This is a genomic window from Rhodococcus sp. 06-470-2, assembly GCF_002258235.1.
Classification (GTDB): Bacteria; Actinomycetota; Actinomycetes; order Mycobacteriales; family Mycobacteriaceae; genus Rhodococcoides.
In genome coordinates this window covers 446,381-469,039 of record NZ_NOYB01000016.1, presented here as the reverse complement: position 1 = coordinate 469,039, position 22,659 = coordinate 446,381, and the positions used below count along the sequence as shown (strand labels likewise).

Annotated in this window: 23 protein-coding genes; 8 read left to right on the top strand and 15 right to left on the bottom strand. The window is 64.9% G+C overall.

Features of this window, described 5'->3' with window-relative positions:
* The 4 genes from CH276_RS11285 to CH276_RS11275 form a co-directional block, all read right to left on the bottom strand.
* Positions 1 to 414 (bottom strand): acyl-ACP desaturase (locus CH276_RS11285; RefSeq protein WP_176459209.1); only part of this gene is annotated, 414 nt, incomplete at its 3' end.
* 128 nt (positions 415 to 542) lie between these two features.
* Positions 543 to 977 (bottom strand): GtrA family protein, encoded by a 435-nt coding sequence (locus tag CH276_RS11280; protein WP_141214694.1) that lies wholly within the window; start codon positions 975 to 977, stop codon positions 543 to 545.
* Positions 978 to 1,141: 164 nt separating this feature from the next.
* Positions 1,142 to 1,309: a hypothetical protein gene (locus CH276_RS28455; RefSeq protein ID WP_176459207.1), complete on the bottom strand. Its 168-nt coding sequence runs from the start codon at positions 1,307 to 1,309 to the stop codon at positions 1,142 to 1,144.
* Between the two features lie 76 nt (positions 1,310 to 1,385).
* Positions 1,386 to 2,771, bottom strand: a complete 1,386-nt coding sequence (locus tag CH276_RS11275) for a maltokinase N-terminal cap-like domain-containing protein (RefSeq protein ID WP_094629195.1) — start codon at positions 2,769 to 2,771, stop codon at positions 1,386 to 1,388.
* Positions 2,772 to 2,928: 157 nt separating this feature from the next.
* On the opposite strand from CH276_RS11275, the gene CH276_RS11270 reads away from it, so the two are divergent.
* Complete coding sequence (locus CH276_RS11270) at positions 2,929 to 3,693, top strand: pirin family protein (RefSeq protein WP_032396735.1); 765 nt, start codon at positions 2,929 to 2,931, stop codon at positions 3,691 to 3,693.
* Between the two features lie 111 nt (positions 3,694 to 3,804).
* On the top strand, positions 3,805 to 4,281 hold the full coding sequence (locus CH276_RS11265) for a DUF4190 domain-containing protein (protein ID WP_230596931.1): 477 nt from the start codon (positions 3,805 to 3,807) through the stop codon (positions 4,279 to 4,281).
* 17 nt (positions 4,282 to 4,298) lie between these two features.
* Here the strand turns inward: CH276_RS11265 and CH276_RS11260 are convergent, their stop codons facing one another.
* The 4 genes from CH276_RS11260 to CH276_RS11245 all read right to left on the bottom strand — a co-directional run bounded on the left by CH276_RS11260 (position 4,299) and on the right by CH276_RS11245 (position 8,592).
* Positions 4,299 to 5,417, bottom strand: coding sequence for a GGDEF domain-containing protein (locus CH276_RS11260; protein WP_094629194.1), 1,119 nt, complete (start codon positions 5,415 to 5,417; stop codon positions 4,299 to 4,301).
* 105 nt (positions 5,418 to 5,522) lie between these two features.
* Positions 5,523 to 7,106 carry an ABC transporter permease gene (locus CH276_RS11255; RefSeq protein ID WP_254923874.1) on the bottom strand — a complete coding sequence of 528 codons (1,584 nt, stop codon included), beginning with the start codon at positions 7,104 to 7,106 and terminating at the stop codon, positions 5,523 to 5,525.
* Positions 7,103 to 7,981: an ABC transporter ATP-binding protein gene (locus CH276_RS11250; protein WP_094629193.1), complete on the bottom strand. Its 879-nt coding sequence runs from the start codon at positions 7,979 to 7,981 to the stop codon at positions 7,103 to 7,105. The genes CH276_RS11255 and CH276_RS11250 overlap by 4 nt, the downstream gene beginning before the upstream one ends.
* Entirely contained in the window at positions 7,978 to 8,592 is a 615-nt protein-coding gene (locus tag CH276_RS11245; protein ID WP_094629238.1) for a TetR/AcrR family transcriptional regulator, read from the bottom strand. The genes CH276_RS11250 and CH276_RS11245 overlap by 4 nt, the downstream gene beginning before the upstream one ends.
* Before the next feature lie 54 nt (positions 8,593 to 8,646).
* On the opposite strand from CH276_RS11245, the gene CH276_RS11240 reads away from it, so the two are divergent.
* Both CH276_RS11240 and CH276_RS11235 read left to right on the top strand, forming a co-directional pair.
* The gene (locus tag CH276_RS11240) at positions 8,647 to 10,605 is read left to right on the top strand and encodes a M13 family metallopeptidase (RefSeq protein WP_094629192.1); all 1,959 of its coding nucleotides are present in this window, start codon (positions 8,647 to 8,649) and stop codon (positions 10,603 to 10,605) included.
* 35 nt (positions 10,606 to 10,640) lie between these two features.
* Positions 10,641 to 11,951, top strand: coding sequence for a cytochrome P450 (locus CH276_RS11235; RefSeq protein ID WP_094629191.1), 1,311 nt, complete (start codon positions 10,641 to 10,643; stop codon positions 11,949 to 11,951).
* Here the strand turns inward: CH276_RS11235 and CH276_RS11230 are convergent.
* The 5 genes from CH276_RS11230 to CH276_RS11210 form a co-directional block, all read right to left on the bottom strand.
* Positions 11,929 to 13,011, bottom strand: coding sequence for an ABC transporter ATP-binding protein (locus CH276_RS11230; protein WP_032396739.1), 1,083 nt, complete (start codon positions 13,009 to 13,011; stop codon positions 11,929 to 11,931). The genes CH276_RS11235 and CH276_RS11230 overlap by 23 nt on opposite strands.
* Complete coding sequence (locus CH276_RS11225) at positions 13,011 to 14,336, bottom strand: ABC transporter substrate-binding protein (RefSeq protein ID WP_032396740.1); 1,326 nt, start codon at positions 14,334 to 14,336, stop codon at positions 13,011 to 13,013. The genes CH276_RS11230 and CH276_RS11225 overlap by 1 nt, the downstream gene beginning before the upstream one ends.
* Before the next feature lie 28 nt (positions 14,337 to 14,364).
* Positions 14,365 to 15,225, bottom strand: coding sequence for a carbohydrate ABC transporter permease (locus tag CH276_RS11220; protein ID WP_176459218.1), 861 nt, complete (start codon positions 15,223 to 15,225; stop codon positions 14,365 to 14,367).
* 26 nt (positions 15,226 to 15,251) lie between these two features.
* Positions 15,252 to 16,184 carry a carbohydrate ABC transporter permease gene (locus CH276_RS11215; RefSeq protein WP_176459206.1) on the bottom strand — a complete coding sequence of 311 codons (933 nt, stop codon included), beginning with the start codon at positions 16,182 to 16,184 and terminating at the stop codon, positions 15,252 to 15,254.
* Positions 16,185 to 16,317: 133 nt separating this feature from the next.
* Positions 16,318 to 17,226, bottom strand: coding sequence for a L,D-transpeptidase (locus CH276_RS11210; protein ID WP_094629190.1), 909 nt, complete (start codon positions 17,224 to 17,226; stop codon positions 16,318 to 16,320).
* Between the two features lie 295 nt (positions 17,227 to 17,521).
* Between CH276_RS11210 and CH276_RS11205 the strand changes: the two genes are divergently transcribed.
* The 4 genes from CH276_RS11205 to CH276_RS11190 are packed head-to-tail and all read left to right on the top strand — an operon-like array spanning position 17,522 to position 20,620.
* Positions 17,522 to 18,241, top strand: a complete 720-nt coding sequence (locus tag CH276_RS11205; RefSeq protein ID WP_254923873.1) for a glycosyltransferase — start codon at positions 17,522 to 17,524, stop codon at positions 18,239 to 18,241.
* A complete protein-coding gene (locus CH276_RS11200) occupies positions 18,238 to 19,233 on the top strand; it encodes an acyl-CoA dehydrogenase family protein (RefSeq protein ID WP_094629188.1) in 996 nt (331 codons plus the stop codon). The genes CH276_RS11205 and CH276_RS11200 overlap by 4 nt, the downstream gene beginning before the upstream one ends.
* A complete protein-coding gene (locus tag CH276_RS11195) occupies positions 19,227 to 19,976 on the top strand; it encodes a PIG-L deacetylase family protein (protein ID WP_176459205.1) in 750 nt (249 codons plus the stop codon). The genes CH276_RS11200 and CH276_RS11195 overlap by 7 nt, the downstream gene beginning before the upstream one ends.
* On the top strand, positions 19,973 to 20,620 hold the full coding sequence (locus CH276_RS11190; RefSeq protein ID WP_032396747.1) for an SAM-dependent methyltransferase: 648 nt from the start codon (positions 19,973 to 19,975) through the stop codon (positions 20,618 to 20,620). The genes CH276_RS11195 and CH276_RS11190 overlap by 4 nt, the downstream gene beginning before the upstream one ends.
* A 6-nt stretch (positions 20,621 to 20,626) precedes the next feature.
* On the opposite strand, the gene CH276_RS11185 is transcribed toward CH276_RS11190, so the two are convergent.
* Positions 20,627 to 21,364, bottom strand: a complete 738-nt coding sequence (locus CH276_RS11185; protein WP_094629187.1) for a GAF and ANTAR domain-containing protein — start codon at positions 21,362 to 21,364, stop codon at positions 20,627 to 20,629.
* A 98-nt stretch (positions 21,365 to 21,462) separates the two neighbouring features.
* Positions 21,463 to 22,488 (bottom strand): zinc-binding metallopeptidase family protein, encoded by a 1,026-nt coding sequence (locus tag CH276_RS11180; protein ID WP_032396748.1) that lies wholly within the window; start codon positions 22,486 to 22,488, stop codon positions 21,463 to 21,465.
* Positions 22,489 to 22,659: the final 171 nt, after the last annotated feature.

Here is a 22,659-nt window from a genome sequence, read left to right as displayed (position 1 = left end):
GGTCATGTGGATCATGCGGGCTTCTTCGAGGGCGACGGGATCGACGCCGCGGGTGACGACGAGGTAGTCACGCATGACGATGCCGTGCCGGTTCTCCTCAGCGGTCCACCGGCCGACCCAGGTGCCCCAGGCACCGTCCTGGGAGAAGTTCTCGGCGATCTCCCGGTGGTACGACGGCAGGTTGTCCTCGGTGAGCAGGTTGGTGATCATCGCGGCCTGTGCGACGTCGGAGAGCTTGGACTGCTCCGGGTCGTAGTCCTGGCCGCCGAGTGCGGCGAAGTTGCGACCTTCGTCCCACGGCACGTAATCGTGAGGGTGCCACTCCCGAGCCATGGACAGGTGACGGTTCACGTTGTCCTCGGCAGTGGGCACCAGCTCTTGCAGAAGCTCGAGCTGTGTCAGATCCCTGGCCATCGACATGCCTCCTCGCGTTGACGTCGGCTCGCCAGCCTAGGGCGATCGATGCGCCGTGCGGGGTGCCTTGCCCGGATTCTGTTAGAGGTCGCAATCACCGGCGAGGCCGAGTGGTGCGATTTCACAGCTCACCGAGTGGCGAGATTCGATACGGGGGTTGCGAGAGCCGGTGAACGGAACACCCAGCCACGAAGAGCGAGGAATCGGGCGGCTCCGAAGATGCCACTCACGGCGATCACGACCAGAACCTGTACGTACGTCGGTGCCGCCGGGAACAGGATGTGCATTGCGGCCAGTGAGGCGGTGCTCAGACCGAGCCCGATCAGGGCCAGTCCTCCGGCTTCCCACTGAGTCTGGAACCAACCGACTCGACCGGTCGCATGGAAGGTGTGACGGCGGTGCAGTTCGTTGGCCAGGACGGTACTTGCGGCCACACCCGCGAGGTTGGCGGTGAACGATCCGAGGGAAGCGAGCGCGACGAACAACAGGGCGTACACACCGTTGCTCGACACCCCGACGATCACGAACCGCGTGAACTGAGCGAGCACCGACTCCCCGAGCATCCGCGACCTGATGCGGGGCGCACAGCCCGACGAACCGGACGCAGCTGGAGCTTTCAGGGAAATGCTCACGAGGACTCCAGTTGTAGAACCGGAAGCGTCGGTCGGCGCTTCGACTCGATACAACTCCGCGCACCGACGAATCGGTCTCGGGCGTGACGGAAGTCTCAGGCTTTCGTGGAACTTTCTTCCCGGGCGCGCTTCTTGCGGTCCAGGTCGATGTTGAGGCTGTCGGGCTTGATCGATGCGACGAACAACACCGCAACGAGCACGACCACTACGACGATGGTGACGACGACCACCGCGATGCCGAAAATTGCCAAGATACCGTTCATGTCCTGCCTCCCGTGTCAGGCAATACGGTACTTGTCGTAGACGGGCCGGTCGACGTCGCCCCTCGTGCGTTGCAGTTCAACTCACCAGGCGCGCTACGGCCCGCATCGGCAACGACAGCCAGGTGGGCCGATTGCGCGCCTCGTACAGCACTTCGTACACGGCCTTGTCCAGTTCGTATGCACGCAACAGGTCGGCCTCGTCACGGGGATCGTGCCCGGCCACCGAGGCGTATCCGTCGAAGAATGCCGAGATGCTCCGCGCCGCCCACTGCTCGGCCCGCTCGCGCGCCGACTCGTCCTCGGGGCGGTCGACCAGCAGGTGGTTGGCGGCGTAGTCGAACGAGCGCAGCATTCCTGCGACGTCGCGCAGCGCGCTGTCCATCTGCCTACGTTCGGCCAGGGTCTTGGCCGGCTCACCCTCGAAATCGATGAGCAGCCACCGTTCGGGAGTGCCCAGCACCTGACCCAGATGCAGGTCGCCGTGGATGCGCTGCACCGTGGTGCTGTTCGACGCCTCCGCCCGCGAGATCAGCGCGGTCGCCGCCGGGATGTACTGTGCGATCTCCGGCACCACCCGTGCCACTCCCGAGATGCGGGCGAGGATCTCCTCGACGGCAGTGGATTCCACCGACCGCTCGGCGGTGCCCAACTCCGATGCCAAATCGTGGTGTACCTGCGCCACAGCTGCTCCGATTCGATGCGCGTCGGAGGCGAAATCGGCCGGCAGTTCTTCGATCGGTGTCTGCGGGGAATCGAACACCTCCTGCACGCTGGCCAGCGCCGCAGTCCAGCCTTCGGCGGAGTTCGCGGCGAAATCCTGGGCCATGCCGAGCGTCGTGGGTTCACCGCCGACTTCGGCTTCGAGCCAGCCGCGAAGCGGCGCGACGTTGACGCTCCCCGCCGCCGCCAACGCGCGATGCAGTTCCACATCGGGGCTGATTCCCGGCGGCACCTGACGAAACAGCTTGAGCAACAGCAGATCACCGAGAATCACCGAGGTGTTGGACTGCTCTGCCCCCAGAACCCGACCGCGCAGACCGCTCGGCACACTCGAACCGTCGACGATCTTGAATTCGATGCTGCCAGTGGCTTTTCCGGCGGCAAGTGCATCGCCGTACAGGCCGATGATCTCGGGGTCGCGTAAACCGTCGAACACGGCCACCTCGCCCGCCACGGGCAGGGTCCACGGTCGGAGATCGTCGGTCAGCTCGGTGCGGAACCCCAGTGGAACCTGGTAGGTCTGCGTCACGGCGGTGCCGTCCTGCGTCAGCTGCACCTCCACCAGCAGATGCTCGGCCGCGAAATGCGGCTCGTCCAGGAGCACGTCGCGCGCGACGATGCGCACCGCTCCGACCGTCGAACCCTTTGCGCCGAACCACCGTTGACCTGGCAACCACGCCGCCAGAGCATCCTCGAGCTGGGGTTCGATCGTGCGTGCCACACTCGAGCTGGAACCGACCATGAGAATCTCTCGCCGCCTTCGGGGGAGTTTGCGGAGCTTGTGACCGTACTCAGCGAAACCTACCCACTCCCGGCGACGCTCACACACCGACCGCAAAGACACCCGAACGTTATGCAGGTCGTACGCCGGTGCACGGACATGCTCGTAGAGTGGTCACATGTCCGCTCCACTGACCGCCCACATCGACGTACACCGCGCCGGTGATCGATCGAAAACCCGTGTGTCCTGGCTGGACTCGAAACATTCGTTCTCCTTCGGCCAGCACTACGACCCCGACAACACCCATCACGGACTGTTGCTGGTCAACAACGACGACATCGTCACCGCCGGTCAGGGTTTCGAGACACATCCGCATCGCGACATGGAGATCGTCACGTGGGTGATGCAGGGTTCACTGGTGCATCAGGATTCCATCGGACACTCCGGAATCATCCATCCCGGCCTCGCGCAACGGATGACCGCGGGCAAGGGCATCATGCACTCCGAGAAGAACGACTCCTGGAGCATCGACGGCAACAGGCACACCGAACCCGTTCGCTTCGTGCAAATGTGGGTGCTCCCGGACAGTCCCGGTGCCACACCCGGATACGAACAGCTCGAGATCGGCGACGAACTACTGCGCGGCGGGTTGGTCACCGTCGCGTCGGGAATGCACAAGCACCGTGATCGGGCAGCGATCACCATCGGCCAGAAGTCGGCTGCACTGCACGCGGCAAGGTTGTTGCCCGGAGCCTCCGTGACCGTGCCCGACGCCCCGTTCGTGCACCTGTTCGTCGCGCGCGGCACTGTCACGCTCGAGGGGGTGGGCGAGCTCTGGGAGGGTGATGCAGTCCGCATGAGTTCCACTGGCGGACAACGTGTTACCGCGACCGAATCGGCCGAGGTACTCATCTGGGAGATGCATTCGCGGCTCGGCGGGTGACTCACCCGTTCGATGACAAGTTGATCACGGGAGCACGTGGCTCCTGTGCGCACCGAAGCCACCCACATACACTCCGAGCGTTCACGATCGCCGATATCGGAGGTACTCAACGTGTCGAATCAGAATCCGCCGCCCGGAAACTATCCCCCGCCCGGAAACTACCCTTCACCCGGTGAGTACCCCCAGCAGGGCGGCTACCAACAACAGCCACCGGCACCGAAGAACACCGTCGGCACGGTGGCTCTGGTCCTGGCGATTCTGGGTGTGTTGTTCTCCTGGACCATCGTCGGGGGCATTCTTCTCGGCCTGATCGCCATCGTTCTCGGCTTCGTCGGACGTTCCAGGTACAAGAAGCGCACCGCCACCAACGGCACCGTGTCACTCATCGCGATCGTTCTGGGTTTCGTGGCCGCAGCGCTGTCGATCGTTCTCGTCGTCGTCGGGGTCGGCCTGTTCAACGCAGTCGGTGGACAGGACTTCACCGACTGCCTCAGCAACGCAGGCAGCGATACTGCCGCACAACAGCAATGTGCCGACGAATTCCAGCAGAACGTCGAGAACCAGTACGACGACTCCACACCGAACTGAGCCGCCGCGTCAGGCACTCAGGTCTCGGTGCCTGACGGAGACCGATCACGTCGGGGCGTCGAGCCCGCCACGACCACCTGATTGCCGCCCTGCTGCTTGGCTTCGTACATCGCCGCGTCGGCTCGCCGCAACAGCAGCGTGGTGAGTTCCACGATGTCGAAATCGATGTCGTCGGAAATCGGATACGTGCAATGCGCGACGCCGATGCTCACCGTCAGGGGCGCGGGGTCCTCCGCGGAATGCGCGGCGCAGCGATACTTCTCGGCCAGCGCGAGGGCCTGGTTCTCGGCCGATTTGGTCACCACGGCGAACTCTTCACCGCCCACCCGCGCAACCAGCACACCGTCCGTCGTCAACCGACGTGCGACGAGTTGCAGGGCCGCGTCCCCCTGGTGGTGACCGAATCTGTCGTTGATCGACTTGAATCGGTCCACGTCGACGACCATCACCGACACATCGTTCGCCCCCAGGAAATACACCGGCAGTGCCTCGTCGAGCCCGCGCCGGTTGCGCACTTGAGTGAGTGGATCGAAGTTGGCCGCCTGCGCCTGAACCTGCAGTTTGAGAAGCAGATACTGGAAGAACGTGGGGCCCATGAACGTGATGGGCAACAGCACCACCAGCTGCGCGACGGCCAATCCGGGATCGGTGTCGGGTGAGAGCAGGATCAGCACGAAGAAGAGCGTCACGGCCGACCCGGCCCACAGCAAGTGCAGCGCCATGACTTTCGGACTGTGGAAGAGCTGGACGTACACGCTGTTGGCTGCGAGCATCGCGAGGGCCAGGAAGGTGGTCTGGGGCGATCCGTAGGACAACAGAACCAGCGTCACTCCGACGTCCGAGTACACGGCGAACAACAGAGACACCCGCTTCGAAGGCCAGGGAGCTTTCAACCAGGCGACACCGACCGCGAGCGTCGACACGATCGCAACCACGATGATCGACCGCCCGACAGGCGATGTCGGCGGGGAATCGGTGAGCAACAACAGTGCGGCAGCGGCGAGTCCGTACGAGAACGTACTCAAGGATGCAGCGAGGCGATACGGAGCGAGCGCACCGTGCAGCCCGAGGTAGCTCACCACCGACTCGTAGCTGTGCGGCTGGTTCCACCATGTGCGCAGGAATGTCGAGTGCACGTAACCTCCATGCGCGTTCGGCTCAGAGATCACGGACCCGACAGGACGCCACCATGTCGGACCGGGCCGGACAAATCGGCCACACCCGATGCTATCGGACGCACATCACCCTCGGATGCCTCTTTGTCGGAACGCTGTGAAACCTCCCATACCGACAACGAAGGCGATCACGACGAGCCATCCGATCGGCGCGAATTCGACTGCCGCTCCCGGCAATCGCGGAACATGAGTGAAGGGCGAGAGATCGAGCCACGGCTGAGGCAGGCCCACGACCGACCCGACCTGGCCGACTGCGACGAAGCCGCCCAGAACGGCCCACAGGACGGTCGCGAATCGGGGGACAGCGCCGAACAGGGCAAGGCCGATGGCCGTCACCACCCATACGGCCGGGAGCTGACCCAGTGCGCCGCCGACGACGGACGGCAGTTCACCCGAGACATCGCCGGTCGCCGACCCGTACGTCAGCCCGATGGTGAGGCCGACGACCAGCAGCAACCACGCCGGGCCGAGAACGGCCAGGAGTAGGTGCCCTGCCAGCCAGCGGATCCGCGAGACGCCGGTGGCGAGAACGATCTCGGCCAGACCCGCCTCTTCCTCGGCGTGGAGCCGCAGCAGGGCCGACACCGAGTAGGCCGCCACCATGATGCCGACGATGCTCAGCACGGCCGCAACGAACGATTGTTCGAGTGTGGTGCCGCCGAATTTTCCGAGCGCGTCGCCGATAGCAGTACTGCTGCCGAGCTGGTCGTCGATCCCGTCCGTGGACGCTCCGACGACAGTGCCGAACAGGGCGAGCCCGACGGTCCAGACGACGATGGTTCCGCGAGAGAGTCGCCAGGCGAGAGCGACGGGACCGGACAGTGACGGAGCGGCGGCCACCCGCCCGCGGCGCTCGGCCCGCAGCCCACTGCCGAGATCGCGTCGACTCGCTGCCACGAATGCCGCGGCACAGAATGCGGCTGCGGCCGCCGGCGACAGCAACAGCGGCCACCACCTCTCGTCGGCGAACGGCCGCACCTGCGCCGACCACCCGATCGGCGAGAACCACGACAGGGTTCCCGAGCCGATGTCGCCGACAGCTCTGAGAACGAACGCTGCGGCCAGCACGCCGAGGGCGTAACCGCGAGCCACCCGAGCTCCCGACGCCACCTGCGCCGACACTGCCGCACAGCCGACGAAGACGATCCCCACCACGGCGACCGACGCCCCGTACGCGACGCTCCCGGCCACCGGCAGACCGAACGCCCACAGCGAGAGAGACGACAACGCTCCCGTCGCCGCCACCGCGCCGCCCGCCAACGCGATCGCCGCGGCCAACCCGGCGTAGCGACCCACCGCCGTCGATCCGATCAGCTCGGTTCGACCCGCATCCTCCTCACCTCGGGTGTGACGGACCACAGTGAGGATCGCCGCCAGCGGAACCAGCGCCAGCACCAACCCCGAACGCCAGGACACCAGAGCTCCCAGGTCACTACCGAAGATCGGGCCGACGAGCGCTGCCTGCGCGGGCGCCGACAGAGTCCCGAGGTAGAACGCCTGACGATCCGCCGCCGTCGGATACAGGCCCTCGAAGCTGACCGCGTACAGCAGCGGCAACGCCCCGAGCAGAACGATCCACACCGGTGCCACCAGACGATCGCGACGCAGATACAACCGCAGCAACGCGCCGGTTCCTGTCAGAGCCTTCATGCGTAGTACCTCAGGAACAGTTCTTCGAGTGTCGGAGCGGAGCTGACCAGGCTGCGGACTCCGGCGTCGGCCAGCACGTGCATCGTCGCCGCAAGGGCTTCGTTCTCCACCGTGCAGGTGACCGATGATCCCGCGACTCGGACGTCGGACACCCCCGCGAGCGTGGTCAAACCGTCGGGCATGCGCTCGAGATCGGCGGTGACCGTCGTACGAGACAGGTGTCGCATCGACGCCAGAGTCCCGGTATCGACCGTCCGCCCGTCCTTGACGATCGTCACCGAAATGCACAGTGCATCCACCTCGGACAGGATGTGCGAGGACAACAGCACCGTGACTCCGCGTCGGGCAGCATCTTTCACACACTCGCCGAAGTGCTGCTCCATCAGCGGATCGAGTCCCGAGGTGGGTTCGTCGAGGACGAGCAACTCCACGTTCGACGCCAGAGCCGAGATCAGCGCCACCTTCTGGCGATTGCCCTTGGAGTAGGTGCGGGTGCGCTTGCCCGGGTCGAGGGAGAACCTCTCGATCAACTCGGCGCGGCGAGCAGAGTCGATGCCTCCTCGCATTCGGCCGAGCAGGTCGATCACCTCACCGCCGGTCAGCGACGGCCACAGCGTCACGTCACCCGGCACGTAGGCCAGGCGTCGATGCAGCGCTACGGTGTCGGTCCAGGGGTCGCTGCCGAGCAGACGCACGTCGCCTTTCGTCGCGCGGATCAGACCCAGCAGGATGCGGATCGTCGTGGATTTGCCGGCTCCGTTGGGACCGAGGAAGCCGTGCACCTCACCGGTCGGTACGTGCAGCGACAGTCCGTCGAGCGCCCGAACCGAACCGAATTTCTTCACCAGGTCGTCCACTGCGATTGCGTCGGTCATTCTTTCGCCTCCAGATACGTGTCCAAAGCTCGGGAGTCGGTGAACAGTCCGTCGGTGTAGAGCTCGAGCGCGGGCAACATGACCTCGTGGCCGAGGGCGCTCAGTGCCTCGCGGAAATCGACGTCGGGGCCGGCCATCTGCACGTACAGCAGTAGTCCGCCGACGTTCTGTCGCGTCAGGAATCGGGCGCGTGCCGCGGGGTCTCGACTGGGGGTGAATCGGCCGTCGCGGACTCCTTCGTCGATGTAGCGGACGGCGTCGTCGACCATGTGCTCGAACAACTCTCGCGCCAGCGCACCGCCCGAGGAGAAGCTCCGCACCATGTAGGCGACCAGCGGCACGTACTCGTCGATGCGAGCGAGCTGTTCCATCATGCCTGCGGGCGCAGCCGAGGCGGTCTTCGATTCGCGGATCACTCGCAGAACGTGCTCGTCGCACGCTGCGCGCAGCCCGTCCTTGGACCCGAAGTGGTGATTGAGCAGCCCGGGAGAGACTCCCGCCGCGGTGGCGATGGACCGCACGCCTGCGGTGAAGCCCTGTGAGCCGAAGACGCCGATCGCGGTGTCGCGGATTCGTGCCCTGGTGGTGAGATCCTCCGATACTGAACGCATGTACAGCACATTAAACACCCGTTCAATCGAGCGCAAGAGTGTAAAGATGGACGCATGACTTCAGTAGTGAACTCGGGCATCGATCTCAGCTACCAGGACGAGAACACACGCGCACAGGACGACCTGTTCGTGCACGTCAACGGCAAATGGCTCGAGGGGTACGACATCCCGGCCGACCGCGCAGTCGACGGAGCATTCCGCACGCTGTACGACCGCGCCGAGGTCGACGTACAGACCATCATCGAAGAATCGGCCGCCGCGAACCCGCCCGCGGGTAGCGACGCGCAGAAGATCGGCGACCTGTTCTCGAGCTTCATGGACGCCGACCGTGCCGAGCAACTCGGCGTCACCCCGATCGCCGACGAGCTCACCGCCATCTCCGACGCCACCGACCTCGTCACCCTCGCAGGCGTTCTCGGCTCCCTGCAACGCACGGGCGTCGGCGGTGCAATCGGCCACTACGTCGACACCGACGCCAAGCAGTCCGATCGCTACCTGGTCCACTTCAGCCAATCCGGCATCGGCCTGCCGGACGAGTCGTACTACCGCCAGGACGAGTACGCCGAGATCCGTACGAGCTACCTCGAGCACATCTCGAAGATGTTCGCGCTCAGCGGCATCGAGTACGACGCGCAGACGGTGTTCGACCTCGAGCAGAAGATCGCCGCCGGCCACTGGGACGTCGTGGCCAGGCGTGACGCCGAGAAGAGCTACAACCTGGTCGATTTCGACACCCTGGTTCAGAACGGTGCCGGATTCAATTGGGCTGCATGGATTTCCGGGCTCGGTGCCACTACCGAGCAGTTCGCCGAGATCGTCGTGCGCCAGCCACCGTTCCTCAGCACCTTCGTCTCGCTGTGGACTTCCGAGGACATCGAGGCATGGAAGGCGTGGCTGGCCTGGCGCGTCGTGCATTCGCGTGCGCCGTTCCTGACGAGCGCGATCGTGGACGAGAACTTCGCGTTCTACGGAACGACGCTGACCGGTACCGAGGAGAATCGCGAGCGGTGGAAGCGCGGAGTCTCCCTGGTTCAGGACGTGCTCGGGGAGGCCGTCGGCAAGCTCTACGTCGAACGCCACTTCCCGGCCGACTCCAAGGCCAGGATGCAGGTGCTCGTCGAGAACCTCACCGAGGCGTATCGACGCAACATCTCCGAGCTCGAATGGATGAGCCCGGAGACGCGTGAGAAGGCCTTGGACAAGCTGGGGAAGTTCACCCCCAAGATCGGCTACCCCGATCGCTGGCGCGATTACTCGAGCGTCGAGATCAGCGCCGACGATCTGCTCGGCAACTACCGTCGCGGCTACACCGCGGACTACCAGCGCGACCTCGACAAGCTCGGCGGACCCGTCGACCGCGACGAGTGGTTCATGACGCCGCAGACCGTCAATGCGTACTACAACCCCGGCATGAACGAGATCGTCTTTCCCGCAGCCATTCTGCAGCCACCGTTCTTCGACCCCGAGGCCGACGACGCGGCCAACTACGGCGGCATCGGAGCCGTCATCGGTCACGAGATCGGCCACGGATTCGACGATCAAGGTGCCAAGTACGACGGTGACGGCAACATGGTCGACTGGTGGACCGACAGCGACCGCACCGAATTCGGCAAGCGCACCACGGCGTTGATCGAGCAGTACAACGAGTTCGAGCCGAAGGCACTGCCCGGCCACAAGGTCAACGGCGAGTTCACCATCGGCGAGAACATCGGCGACCTCGGTGGTCTGTCGATCGCGGTTGCCGCCTACGAGATCTCGCTCGAAGGCAAGGACGCGCCGGTGCTCGACGGCCTGAGCGGCCTGCAGCGCGTGTTCTTCGGGTGGTCACAGGTGTGGCGCACCAAGGCACGCGATGCCGAGGCAATCCGTCGACTCGCCGTCGATCCGCACTCGCCGCCGGAGTTCCGCTGCAACGGCGTCGTGCGAAATCTCGACAGTTTTCACGAAGCATTCGACGTACGGCCCGGAGATGCGCTGTACTTGGACCCGGGGAAGCGCGTCAAGATCTGGTAGCAACAGGCTGGTACACAACGGGGAGGGGACATCGGATGAAGGAATTCGCACGCTGGCTGGCCGCACACGGGGTGGTGCGCCTCGCGGCCAAACGGGGGGCGGCCGCAGGTGATAGGCAAGCGATGCTGCTGGTCGATCCGGCGACCCGGGCCGATCCGACACCCGTCTACGAGGAGTTGCGCGCCACCGCGCCGCTGGTGAAGACACGGATCTCGAACATCACCGTGCACCACCGGGTGGCGTTCGACCTGTTGCGCTCGGACGATTTCCGCGTCACCCAGCTGGGCGCAACCCTCCCCGGGCCGCTGCGCTGGATCGAGGCGAACACCCGGTCCGGGGCATTGCACCCGATTCTGCCGCCCTCGCTGCTCTCGGTCGAGCCACCCGACCACACGAGGTACCGCAAGCTGGTGTCCTCGGTCTTCACCGCCCGCGCGGTGAAGAAGATGCGCGATCAGGTGCAGGAAACGGCCGATGCTCTGCTCGACGAGCTGTCCGACGGTTCTCCGGTCGTCGACATCGTCGATCGCTACTGTGCGCGTCTACCGGTCGCGGTCATCGGGCGCATCCTCGGAGTGCCGGTGGAGGACAATCAGCGAGTCCTCGAGTTCGGCGAGATGGCCGCACCCAGCCTCGACATCGGATTGTCGTGGTCTCAGTTCAAGCAGGTCGAACGCGGTCTGATCGGATTCGACGCCTGGCTGTCGCAACACATCGCCGGATTGCGTCGCAATCCCGGTGACGATCTGATGAGTCAGCTGATCGCCGCGGAGGACGAGGGCGTCGGCCTCAACGACGAGGAGCTCAGGGCCACCGCAGGTCTGGTGTTGGCTGCGGGGTTCGAGACGACGGTCAATCTGCTCGGCAGCGGGATCCAACTGCTGCTGGATCACCCCGACCAACTGGCTGTGCTGCAACAGGATCCGTCACACTGGCCCACGGCTGTCGACGAGATGCTGCGGATGGAGTCTCCCGTACAGCTCACGGCCCGCATGGCCAAGCGCGACGTGGAGATCGAGGGAGTGACGGTGCACGCGGGCAAGCTGGTCGTGCTGGTGCTGGCCGGTGCCAATCGGGATCCGCTGGTGTTCGAGGACCCCAATCGCTTCGACGTCACTCGCGCCAATGCCGGTAAGCACCTGTCGTTCTCGGGCGGGCGGCACTACTGCCTCGGCGCTGCACTGGCCAAGGCCGAATCGGAAGTGGGCCTCAAGACCCTGTTCGACCGGTACCCTCACCTGCGGTCGGCAGGCGAGGGAACCCGTCGCAACACCCGTGTCCTGCACGGATGGGCCACGCTCCCGGTCAATCTCGGCGAGCCTGCTACGACAACCGCAGGCCTGTAACGGAATCGAAGAAGAACAACTCGTCCAGCTTGGGTACCAGCCGAACGGTTTCGGCCAGTGCGATGGACAGCTTGCGATCGACTCGGACCGACATCCTCCCGGATGCGGTGGTCCACCCATCGATCGTGGCGGGTGCGGAGGCGTAGACGAACGACTCCGCACCCAGTTCCTCGATCAGCTCGACGGTCAGTTGCAGGCCGCCGGCACTGTCGCCGACCAGATCCCACGATTCCGGTCGCACGCCGACGACGACCCGCTCGCCCGCCGAGGACGGGACGGGAATGCGCAACTCACCGAGTACGGCCGCACCGTCGCGCACGGGGGCGTCGACCAGATTCATCCCGGGTGACCCGATGAATCCGGCGACGAACGTGTTGACGGGATTGTCGTACAGCTCCCGCGGCGCAGCGATCTGCTGCAACTTGCCGTCCAGCAACACGGCGACGCGATCACCCATGGTCATGGCCTCGACCTGATCGTGGGTGACGTAGACCGTCGTGGTGCCCAATCGTCGCTGCAGACCGGCGATCTGAGCCCTGGTCGACACCCGCAGTTTGGCGTCGAGGTTGGACAACGGTTCGTCCATGCAGAACACCTTGGGTTGACGCACGATGGCGCGTCCCATGGCCACTCGCTGTCGCTGTCCTCCCGAGAGCTTGCCGGGCTTGCGGTTCAGCAACGGCTCGAGCTCGAGCATCTTCGCGGCATCGAGTACTCGTGCTGCGGTGTCGGACTTGCTCATTCCGGCATTGCGCAGCGCGAAGCCCATGTTGTCGCCGACGGTCATGTTGGGGTACAGCGCGTAGTTCTGGAACACCATCGCGACATCCCTGGCCCGCGGGGCCAATGACGTGACGTCCACTCCGCCGATGTCGATGTGACCGCTTTCGACGGACTCGAGACCGGCGAGCATTCGCAGACTCGTCGACTTCCCACACCCCGAAGGTCCGACGAGAACGATGAATTCACCGTCCGCGATGTCGAGTTCGAGGTTGTCGACAGCGAGCGAATCGGCACCCGGGTACCGGTGCGAAACACCGGCGTAGTGAACGGCGGCCATTACTTCGGCAGCTTCGGGGTGATCTGGCGGTCGATGATCTGCTGCAACTGATCCGAGACGGATGCGAATGTCGTTGCGACATCGGCATTCTGCAACGCGATCTGCTCGAGTCCACTACCGATGATCTTGTCGCCGCCCGGGACGAACACGCGGGCGTAATCCTGCGAACGCGTCAGCGCCAACTGGTCCACGGCCGTCTTCGCGTTGGGGTTCGCCTCGAGGAATGCGATCTCCGACGGGTCCTGCTGCGCAGACTTGCGGACCGGCATGTAGCCGGTGTTCTGGGAGAAGTACGCGGTGTTGGCACCGTTGGTGACGAAATCGATGAATTTGAGCGCGTTGACCTTTCGCTCGTCCGAGATCTTCGCAGGAATGGCCAGACCGGCTCCGCCGGTGGGGCAACCGGGGGTCCCCTCGGTGGCAGGCAGGAACGCGGTACCGAACTCGAACGCCGCCCCGCCCTTGATGGTGGACAGGTCGCCGGTGGAGGCGATGGTGGACGCGATGATGCCGGCGGCGAAGTCGTTGGCGATGTCGTTGGAGACCGCGGCGTACTTCTTGGTGTGGATCATGTCCTGCAGGAACTTGCCTGCCGCAATGGTATTGGGGTCGTCGAACTTCAGCTCGAACTGATCGGAGTACGATCCCCCGAACGTCCAGATGGGTCCCTCGAACGTCCACCCGAGGTAGTCGACGGCATTACCCCAACCGTGAGCGAGCTTGCCGTTTCCGACGACGGCCTGAATGCGCGGGCCCCATTCGTCGAACTCCTGCCAGGTGGCCGGCCCGCGATCGGGCAGTCCGGCCTGCTGCCAGACGGCCTTGTTGTAGTAGAACAGCGGCGTCGAGCGCGCGTACGGCAATGCCCAGTGGCTGCCGTTCCAGTTGTAGTCTGCCAGCAGCGAATCCACGTAGTCGGACTGGTCGACGCCTGCCGCGGAGAAGTGCTTGTCGAGCGGCTCGATCGCACCGGTGAGGGCGTAGTTGAACCACCAGACGTCCGAGAGCACGACGACGTCGGGCACATCGTTGCCGGACAGCGCCGCGTTGAACTTCTGCGACACCTCCTCGTAGTTCTTGCCACCGTCGATGAGATTGACCGTCAGGCCGGGGTTCTCGGCCTGGAAGCGCGAGATCAGTTCCTTCTCGAACTCCTGGGACTTGCCCGGGTGGTTCGACCAGAAGTTGATGGTGTTCGCGTCGCCTTCGACAGCCTCGCCGCCCGACCCACCCGATCCGGGGCCGCTGCACGCAGCGAGGGCTGCGGCGGCCGCGGCCGCACCGGTGAGCGTGAGGAAGCCACGCCGATTGATGATGTGTGCCATGGTGTTCGACTCCTGATAGTGAGGTGAATCAGCCCTTGACCGCACCGGAGGTGAGGCCCTTGATCATGTGGCGTTGCAGGACGAGAAAGACGAGAAGGATCGGCAGAATGGTCAGCACCGTCGCGGCCATCACCGCCCCCCAGTTGGTGTAGCCCTCGCTGTTCTGGAGCAGCGTCAACCCGACCGGAAGCGGTGCGACGGACGAGTCGTCGGACATCAGGAACGGCCAGAGGTACTCGTTCCATTCGGTGACGATCGTGATGATGGCGAAGGCGACCATGGTCGGGCCGGACAGCGGCAGGATCACCCGGAACATCAGCCGTACCGGTCCGGCACCGTCCATCCGCGCGGCCTCGATGATCTCCGGTGGCAGCGACAGGAAGTGATTGCGCATCAGGAACGTACCGAAGGCGACCCCCGCCAGCGGAATTATGATGCCCTGGAACGAGTTCCGCCACCCCAACTCGGAAATGAGCGAGTAGTTGGAGATGACGGTGATCTGATTGGGCACCATGAGGGCGGCGATGATGACGAGAAAGACGACGTTCTTGCCCGGGAAGCGCAGGAACACCAGTCCGTAGGCACTGAGAACCCCGAGGACGAACTTGATGGACGACACGGCCGTGGTGATGATGATGGAGTTGCGCAGATACGTGAAGAACGGCACCTCCGTCGTCGCCTCGTCGTAGTTCTGTGGATGGAACACGCTGGGCCACCACGTGACCGGCTGAACGTAGATGTCGGGTCGATCCTTGAAGGAGGTGATCAGGATCCAGAACAGTGGCAGCCCGATCATCAGCAGGACGGCGACCATGGCCGCGTATCCGAGGATGTTCGCGCTGCGTCGCGCACGTTGCTGGTCGCGCGGCCCTGGCACCTTTTCCGGCATTGCCGTCCGAGGTCTGTTGGTCACTGTCATCGTTGATCGTCTCGATCCATGATTCGTACCTGCACGAGGGTGACGATCAGCAGGACGAGGAACAGGATCGTCGCGACCGTGGCACCGTAGCCGGCCCGGAAGTTGCGGAACGTCTCCTCGTAGACCTGGTAGACCATCGTGGTGGTGCCGGTGCCCAGCGGGCCACCGCGCGTCATGACGTTGATGATGTCGAAGACCTGGAGCGAGTTGAGCAGCACCGTGATCGACAGAAAGAACGTCGTCGGGCGCAGTTGCGGCAGAAGCACTTTGCGGAACGTGGTCCAGCGACTCGCCTGATCGATCTCGGCCGCTTCCATCAGTTCCTTGCGCACACCCTGCAGAGCCGCGAGGTAGATGACGAAGGTGTAGCCCAGGTTCTTCCATAGGTACGTCACGGTGATCATGACCATCGCCCACTTCGGGTCCTGATAGAAGTCCGGGACGGTACCGAGGCCGAAGCGTCGCATCAGATCCTGGACGAGCCCGAAGTTGGGGTCGAAGACGAACTGGAATGCGATACCGATCGCTGCACCCGAGATGACGTACGGAGCGAACACGGCGGAGCGAACGAAGTTGCGGCCCCTGAGCTTTCGATCGAGCAGCAGCGCCAGCACGAGGCCGAGAACCAGTGAGCCCACCACCGCGGCGACCGTGAACACGACGGTGTTGCCGACGATCTGCCAGGTGTCCTCGCGGGAGGCCCACTCGCGGTAGTTGTCGAATCCCACGAACGTGGACGTGGGCGAGGACAGGTTCCAGTCGAAGAACGAGAACTGGAAGTTCTCCACCAGCGGCCGATACGTGAACACGCCCAGCAGAACCAGATTGGGGCCCACGAGAATCAGGAACAGTGCGTAATCGGTCCACGGCCGGGAGAAGAATCGCTTCTCGCGTGCCGTGGGCAGCACTCGTTCGGTTGTTGCACTCACCGCGAGGACTGTGCTCAGTCACGGCTAACGAATGGTGAACTCAGCCCCAACGCTCACCGTCGTACAGACCAACCTATGTGAGCGGAACTTCGTAGTGGGCTACGAAGTTCCGTGCACATGCGGCGAAGCCGCTCTAGCGGTTCCAGTCTCCGAGACCGTCGGATCCGCTGAGGGTGCCGCCGTCGGTGTTGACGACGATGACCGGGTCGCCCTTCTGGGCGTTCTCGAAGAACCACTTGCCGTCTTCGGTGCTGACGTTGAGGCAGCCGTGCGAGGCGTTGGAGTAGCCCTGCTGCGACTCCGACCACGGAGCAGCGTGCACGAAGATGCCGCTGTAGGAGATGCGCGTCGCGTACTCGACGTAGGTGCGGTAGCCCTCCTCGGAGTCCACGGGGACGCCGTAGGTGGACGAGTCCATGTACATGTCGCGGAATCGTTCGCCGACGATGTAGGTGCCGTTGGGGGTCTCGTGCCCGACCTTGCCCATCGAGGTGGGCATGGTGCGGACCACCTCGCCGTTGCGGGTGACGGTGATCTGTTTGGTGTTGTCGTCGGCCGTGGTGATGATGGAGTCGCCGGTGGAGAATTCGGCCTTCGCTCCGCCCGCCTCGACGGTCACCTGGGTGTGCGCCGGGTAGAACTCGTTGGGCAGCCACCGGACCTGGGTGTCGTTGATCCAGTAGAAGTGCCCGGGTACGGACGGGTTGGTGGTGACGCGGATGGCGCGCAGCGCGGCGTCACGATCGCCGATCGCCTCGTCGAAGCGGATGGCGATGGGCTGCGCGACTCCGACGACCTCGCCGCCCGAGGGGCTGATGCTCGGATCGGAGAAGTTCGCGGGCGCGAGCTGCGGGGTGAGCTGCTGCGGCGCGGGTGCAGCCGGATCCGACGATCCCGGCATCCCGGGGATGGAGACGTCCGGGCCGCCCGGCCACAGTGGCGCGGCCTGTGCCGAACCGAATGCGGCGGACGTGGCAAGGGCTGTACCTGCAACGATCGCGCCGATACGGGCGAATCTGCGTGTGCGAACCGGTGATGCCATGTAACCCGACCATCCTTCGTGCTGCGTCGCGACACCCGCGAACTGTGCTGCCGCGGGGCAACGCCCATTAACACATACCGCCCCGACATTTGCTAATCGGATATCCCCGAAACGGACGAAAGAAACCACCGGTACGGGTATCTTCTCGCAACCGGTCCCGGAGCCGTCTCACCAGGCTGCGGCGGATGTGTCGGCAGCCGGGGAACGGGTATGTGCGATGGGAGCACATCCCGTCCAGACACCGGCGGTTTCCGAAACGGACTCTTCTTCGTCCGGTGTCCGTAAAGGGTGGACCGTGATCTCCGATGCTTTCCCCCGCACCCCCGTCACCCACATCGTCGTCGTCGTACCCGCGCACAACGAGCAGGATCTGCTCGACGCCTGCCTGACCGCCCTGGTACGAGCACAACGCCGAGTCCGCGATGTGGCCTCGGTGTCCGTCTCGACGATCGTCGTGCTCGATGCGTGCACCGACGACTCTGCGCGCATCGCGGCACGTCACCCGTCCGTGTCGGCTCTCGAGGTGGCACACCGCAACGTCGGCGCGGCCAGAGCTGCCGGATTCGCGACGCACGGCCCCGAACACAGCGCATCGACGTGGTTCGCCACCACCGATGCCGACACCCGGGTGGGTGAGGACTGGCTGCTCGGCCATCTCCGACACGCCGCCGACGGCGCTCGGGCAGTGGCCGGAACGGTGGCAGTCGATTTCGAGGGTCACATCGAGGAGAACCTCGGGTTGCGGTCGTCGTACGACGCGCACTATCGAAACGAGTTCGGCCACCCACACGTGCACGGTGCCAACCTCGGCGTCCGAGCGGCGGAGTATCTCTCCATCGGCGGATTTGCACCTCTTACCACCGGCGAGGACCACGATCTGGTCCGACGCCTCGAGCTCGGCGGCTTCGAGTGCCGTCGGGTGTGCGACATTCCGGTCACGACGTCGGGTCGGCTGCGCGGCCGAGCGCCCGACGGCATGGCCGGATTCCTACGTGCCCTGGAGGCCACCGCATGAGCGAGACCGGTTTTCTCGAATCCACCGACCGAGCCGACGTCGACACCGGGCTGCGCGCCGCGTTCTTGGCGTTCGAGGCGGACGGTCGTCTCGACCTCGCGCTGCCCGGCTCGGGATACACCGATCTGCGCTGGCAATCGCTCGCCGCCCTGAGTCGGCACAACACGGTGCTGGGCCGGTGGTCCGAAGCGCATACCGACGCGATCGCGATCCTGCACGAACTCGACGGCCCGACGCCACAGCGTGGGCAGATCTGGGGCGTGTGGGCTGCGGAACCGCCTGCTCCGATTCTAGAAGCGGTGCCGGGTGATTCGGGCTGGGTTCTCACCGGGACGAAACCGTGGTGCTCGGGTGCGTCACTGTGTACCCATGCGCTCGTGACTGCACGCGTGGAGGGCAGCCCTCGGCTGTTCGCCGTCGACCTGACGCACCCGGGCGCAACTCCGGTACCGAACACGTGGCATGCGGTGGGGATGAGCGAGAGCGATTCCGGCTCGGTCGCCTTCGACAGTGTCCCTGCCGTTGCGGTCGGCGGCCCGACCGACTACCTCACACGACCGGGCTTCTGGCACGGGGCGATCGGGGTGTCGGCAGCCTGGTTCGGGAGCGCATGCGCGGTGGCGGACACGCTTCATGCTGCCGTCCGCGACAGACCCGATCCGCACCGTACTGCACATCTCGGTGCCATCGCGGCCGCACTCGGAGCGGCGTCGAGCGCACTGACCACCGCCGCAGCGGAGGTGGATGCCGATCCGTTCGACCGATCCGGTCGCGCCCGAACCAGGGCCCGCATCGTGCGGGCTGTGGTCGAGGATGCGGCAACTCAGTGCATCGACCGCGTCGGTCGCGCTCTCGGTGCAGGCCCGCTGTGCAGCGATTCCCAACACGCCCGACGCGTCGCAGATCTCACCGTCTACCTGCGGCAGAGTCACGCCGAGCGCGACCTGGAAGCCCTCGGGCACGACATCGCAGAGGAGGACAACCCTTGGTAGAGAACGCATTCGATGCCGAAACCGAAGTCGGCACAGCCGAGTCGGACTGGATGTCGGCCGACTGGTCCATTCCCGGCCTGCAGTGGAAGGACGTCCTCACCATGGTCGTCGTCGCCCCGCACCCGGACGACGAGGTGCTCGGCGTCGGCGGCCTGCTCTCTCTGGCTGCGGCATCGGGCGTCGATGTTCGGGTGGTCGCCGTGACCGACGGCGACGGCTCCCATCCCGGTTCCCCCACCGTCACGGCAGAGGATCTGCGTGCGCGTCGCCCCGCCGAGTCCGAGCGCGCGTTGGCCGAATTGGGGATCGACCACTCCCCGATCCGTCTGCAGATCGCGGACGGTGACGTCGAGAACCACGAGAGCGCGGTGGCCGATGCGCTGATGCCGCTGCTCGACGCCACCCCCGGCACCTGGTGTCTGACGCCATGGCGCGGGGACGGCCATCCCGACCACGAAGCCACCGCGCGGGCCTGTCTCACCGCGGCGAACGCCGTCGGGATACCGGTGGTGGAGTACCCGATCTGGATGTGGCACTGGGCAACTCCGAATCATCCTGCCGTGCCGTGGACACGTGGACGCCGCATCGACCTGCCGCCGCACACCCTGGACGCCAAACGAGCGTCGATCGAGCAGTTCGATTCGCAGATCCGCCCATTGTCCGATCACCCTGCGGACCGAGCGGTGTTGCCGCCGCACATATTGGCTCGGTACCGGCGACCGTTCGAGGTGGTGTTCGCGTGAGCGAGGGTTCTCGGACAAGCCTCGGTGCCGAGTACTTCCGCACCGTCTATGCGGACAAGGACGATCCGTTCATGCTCGACAGCAAGTGGTACGAGCGTCGCAAATACGCGCTGACCATGGCCTCGCTGCCGAAACCGCAGTATCGGCGCGCGCTCGAACCCGGCTGCTCCATCGGGGTGCTCACCGAACAGTTGGCGATCCGGTGCGATCACGTGGTCTCGACCGATGTGGTGCACAGCGCCCTCGATTCAGCACGGAGGCGCGTAGGTGACACTGCTGCAGTCGAATTCGCGCTGTGGTCGCTGTCCGACGACTGGTCGACCCTGCCCACACCCGAGGCGACGTTCGATCTCGTCGTCATCAGCGAGGTCGGGTACTACCTCGACGCCGACGACCTGTCGTCGGCGATGACGCGCGTCGTCGAGCACCTCGAGGCCGAGGGCACCCTGGTGGCTGCACACTGGCGTCACGACGTGGACGACTACCCGATCTCGGGTGACCGCGTTCACGAGATCATCTCCGCCACACCGGGATTGGCACTACTGAGTCGCTATCTGGACGAGGACGTCCGGATCGAGGTCTTCGTCGCCTCGGACGGACCGGCCGTGTCGGTCGCGAGCACCGACGGCCTCGACGTGCGGTGAATCGACTCAGTCGGACGATTCGGCCGCGTCGGCGACCAGCTGCGCGGCGAGGTCGGCGAGCTTGACGTTGGTGTCCTGCGAGAGCTTGGCCAACAAAGCGAATGCTGCCTGCGAGTTCAGGTTGTAGCGCTCCATCAGCATGCCCTTGGCCTGACCGATCAGGTCTCGGCTCGTCAATGCCGCCCGGATCTGCTGTTCTTCACGCGCGGTGGAGAACGCGATGGCCGCGTGCGCAGCGAACAGCGAACCGATCGATTCAGCCTCGGCCGAGAAGGCGTTCGTTCGGGTGGAGTGGAGGTTCAACGCGCCGAAGTTGAAGCCCTCGACGTAGAGCTGGAAGCAGATCATGCTCTTGACACCCAGCGCCGAGGCGGCGACGGTGAACTGTGGCCAGCGAGAATCGCTGTCCATGTCGTCGATCCTGATGGTGGTCTGTTCGATCGCCGATTCGAGGCAGGGACCTTCGCCCAGCTGCTCCTGAATCTTGTCGCAGTGGCCCGCCACCTCGCCGACGAGGGCCGCACTGTGCACGAACTTGCCCTGCAACACCGTCGTGATGGACGCGAATTCGGCGGACGGGATGTTGGCCACCGCCGCCTCGGTGATCGTGGCCAGGACCCGATCGGGATCGGAGTGCTGGCGACGTAGTCTCTCGGCGACCTCGGCCAGTCGTCGGCTGAGCTCGAAGTCCGTGACGCGCGGATGGGCGGTCGAGTCCAGTGTCTGCTCGCTGATGGCGGTCACCTCGTCCTGCTGCGCCGGGGCGCATCCCGGTATCGGCGAAGTGCCGACACCACAGGATACGCCCCGGTTGCAAAACTGCGAGGACCGTTAGCCGGGCATCAGAGTGTGCTGGGGGCGATCAGCGAGTGGACGAATCCGATCTTCTTCACGACGGTCGCAGGCAGCACGAACGGGTAGAGGTCCTGGTGGCCCATCGACCGGTTGATCTGGTTCAGTGCCCACGACAACGGCAGCCACCACTCGATGATCTGATCGAAACCGACGTCACCCGGCAGCGGGCTCTCCAGCGTCGAACCGGCCGGGGCCATACCGAAGGCTGCAGCCGTGTCGAGCGTGTCGCGGATGTGGAGATAGTGCGCGAACGTTTCGGCCCAGTCCTCGGCGGGGTGCATGGTGGCGTAGGAGGAGACGTAATCGTCCTCCCAGTTGGCCGGCGCACCCTCGCTGTAGTGGCGATCGAGTGCGGCCTGGTAGTCGGAATCCGGATCGCCGAAGAGCTCCTCGAACGCCGCGCGGTGCTCACCGTTGCCGACCAGCACCATCTGGTAGTAGTGGCCGATCTCGTGACGGAAGTGTCCAACCAGGGTGCGATAGGGCTCGGACATCGCCACACGCAACTGTTCGCGGTGCACGTCGTCGCCCTCGGCGAGGTCGAGGGTGATCAGACCGTTGTCGTGGCCGGTCATCACCTGCTGGTTCGCGCTCGAGAGCAGATCGAACGTCAGTCCCGTCGTGTCGTCCTCGTCCCGGCCGACGATGGGCAGGCCCAATTCGGTCAGTTCGAGTACGACGCGACGCTTGTTGGTCTCGGCATCCGCGTAGGCGGCCATCGCGTCGACGTCGTCGTCGGCGGGGCGAGTACGCGTGAGCCGGCACGACACGCAGAGATCGTCGCTGTCGTCGGTGTCGACGAGCCAGTTGCAGCGCGCCGTGTTGAGGTTGGCGCACATCTTCCACGTGGTGCCGTCCACCTCGGCCTCTGCGACACCGTCGTCGGCCTTGTCGGGGAGCACCAGCAGAGCTCTGCTCGGCAGATGGAAGCCGAGCGCGCTCGAGCAGCTCAGACACAGTGAGTTCTCGAACGACAGCTTCTGTCCGCATTTGCGGCAGATGAAATCACGCATGGATGTTCCTTCGTGGCAGGGGTGAGTCGGGCTCGTATTCCCGTTTCTGGACGGACTAATGCCGTTCATCGAATATGTTGTGCACATCTCCCTCGCCGTGCGGCGAGGTCGACAGCGCAATAACGTTACTCTGCGGGCTGTCACCTGCAAGGAAGCAAACCGTCGACCCAC

What these genes read in the sequence shown, in the direction of transcription:
- CH276_RS11280 (WP_141214694.1), bottom strand. Translation starts at nt 977, where the DNA reads ATGCTCGGGGAGTCGGTGCTCGCTCAGTTCACGCGGTTCGTGATCGTC.
- CH276_RS28455 (WP_176459207.1), bottom strand. Translation starts at nt 1,309, where the DNA reads ATGAACGGTATCTTGGCAATTTTCGGCATCGCGGTGGTCGTCGTCACC.
- CH276_RS11275 (WP_094629195.1), bottom strand. Translation starts at nt 2,771, where the DNA reads ATGGTCGGTTCCAGCTCGAGTGTGGCACGCACGATCGAACCCCAGCTC.
- CH276_RS11270 (WP_032396735.1), top strand. Translation starts at nt 2,929, where the DNA reads ATGTCCGCTCCACTGACCGCCCACATCGACGTACACCGCGCCGGTGAT.
- CH276_RS11255 (WP_254923874.1), bottom strand. Translation starts at nt 7,106, where the DNA reads ATGAAGGCTCTGACAGGAACCGGCGCGTTGCTGCGGTTGTATCTGCGT.
- CH276_RS11250 (WP_094629193.1), bottom strand. Translation starts at nt 7,981, where the DNA reads ATGACCGACGCAATCGCAGTGGACGACCTGGTGAAGAAATTCGGTTCG.
- CH276_RS11245 (WP_094629238.1), bottom strand. Translation starts at nt 8,592, where the DNA reads ATGCGTTCAGTATCGGAGGATCTCACCACCAGGGCACGAATCCGCGAC.
- CH276_RS11240 (WP_094629192.1), top strand. Translation starts at nt 8,647, where the DNA reads ATGACTTCAGTAGTGAACTCGGGCATCGATCTCAGCTACCAGGACGAG.
- CH276_RS11235 (WP_094629191.1), top strand. Translation starts at nt 10,641, where the DNA reads ATGAAGGAATTCGCACGCTGGCTGGCCGCACACGGGGTGGTGCGCCTC.
- CH276_RS11230 (WP_032396739.1), bottom strand. Translation starts at nt 13,011, where the DNA reads ATGGCCGCCGTTCACTACGCCGGTGTTTCGCACCGGTACCCGGGTGCC.
- CH276_RS11225 (WP_032396740.1), bottom strand. Translation starts at nt 14,336, where the DNA reads ATGGCACACATCATCAATCGGCGTGGCTTCCTCACGCTCACCGGTGCG.
- CH276_RS11220 (WP_176459218.1), bottom strand. Translation starts at nt 15,225, where the DNA reads ATGCCGGAAAAGGTGCCAGGGCCGCGCGACCAGCAACGTGCGCGACGC.
- CH276_RS11210 (WP_094629190.1), bottom strand. Translation starts at nt 17,226, where the DNA reads ATGGCATCACCGGTTCGCACACGCAGATTCGCCCGTATCGGCGCGATC.
- CH276_RS11200 (WP_094629188.1), top strand. Translation starts at nt 18,238, where the DNA reads ATGAGCGAGACCGGTTTTCTCGAATCCACCGACCGAGCCGACGTCGAC.
- CH276_RS11180 (WP_032396748.1), bottom strand. Translation starts at nt 22,488, where the DNA reads ATGCGTGATTTCATCTGCCGCAAATGCGGACAGAAGCTGTCGTTCGAG.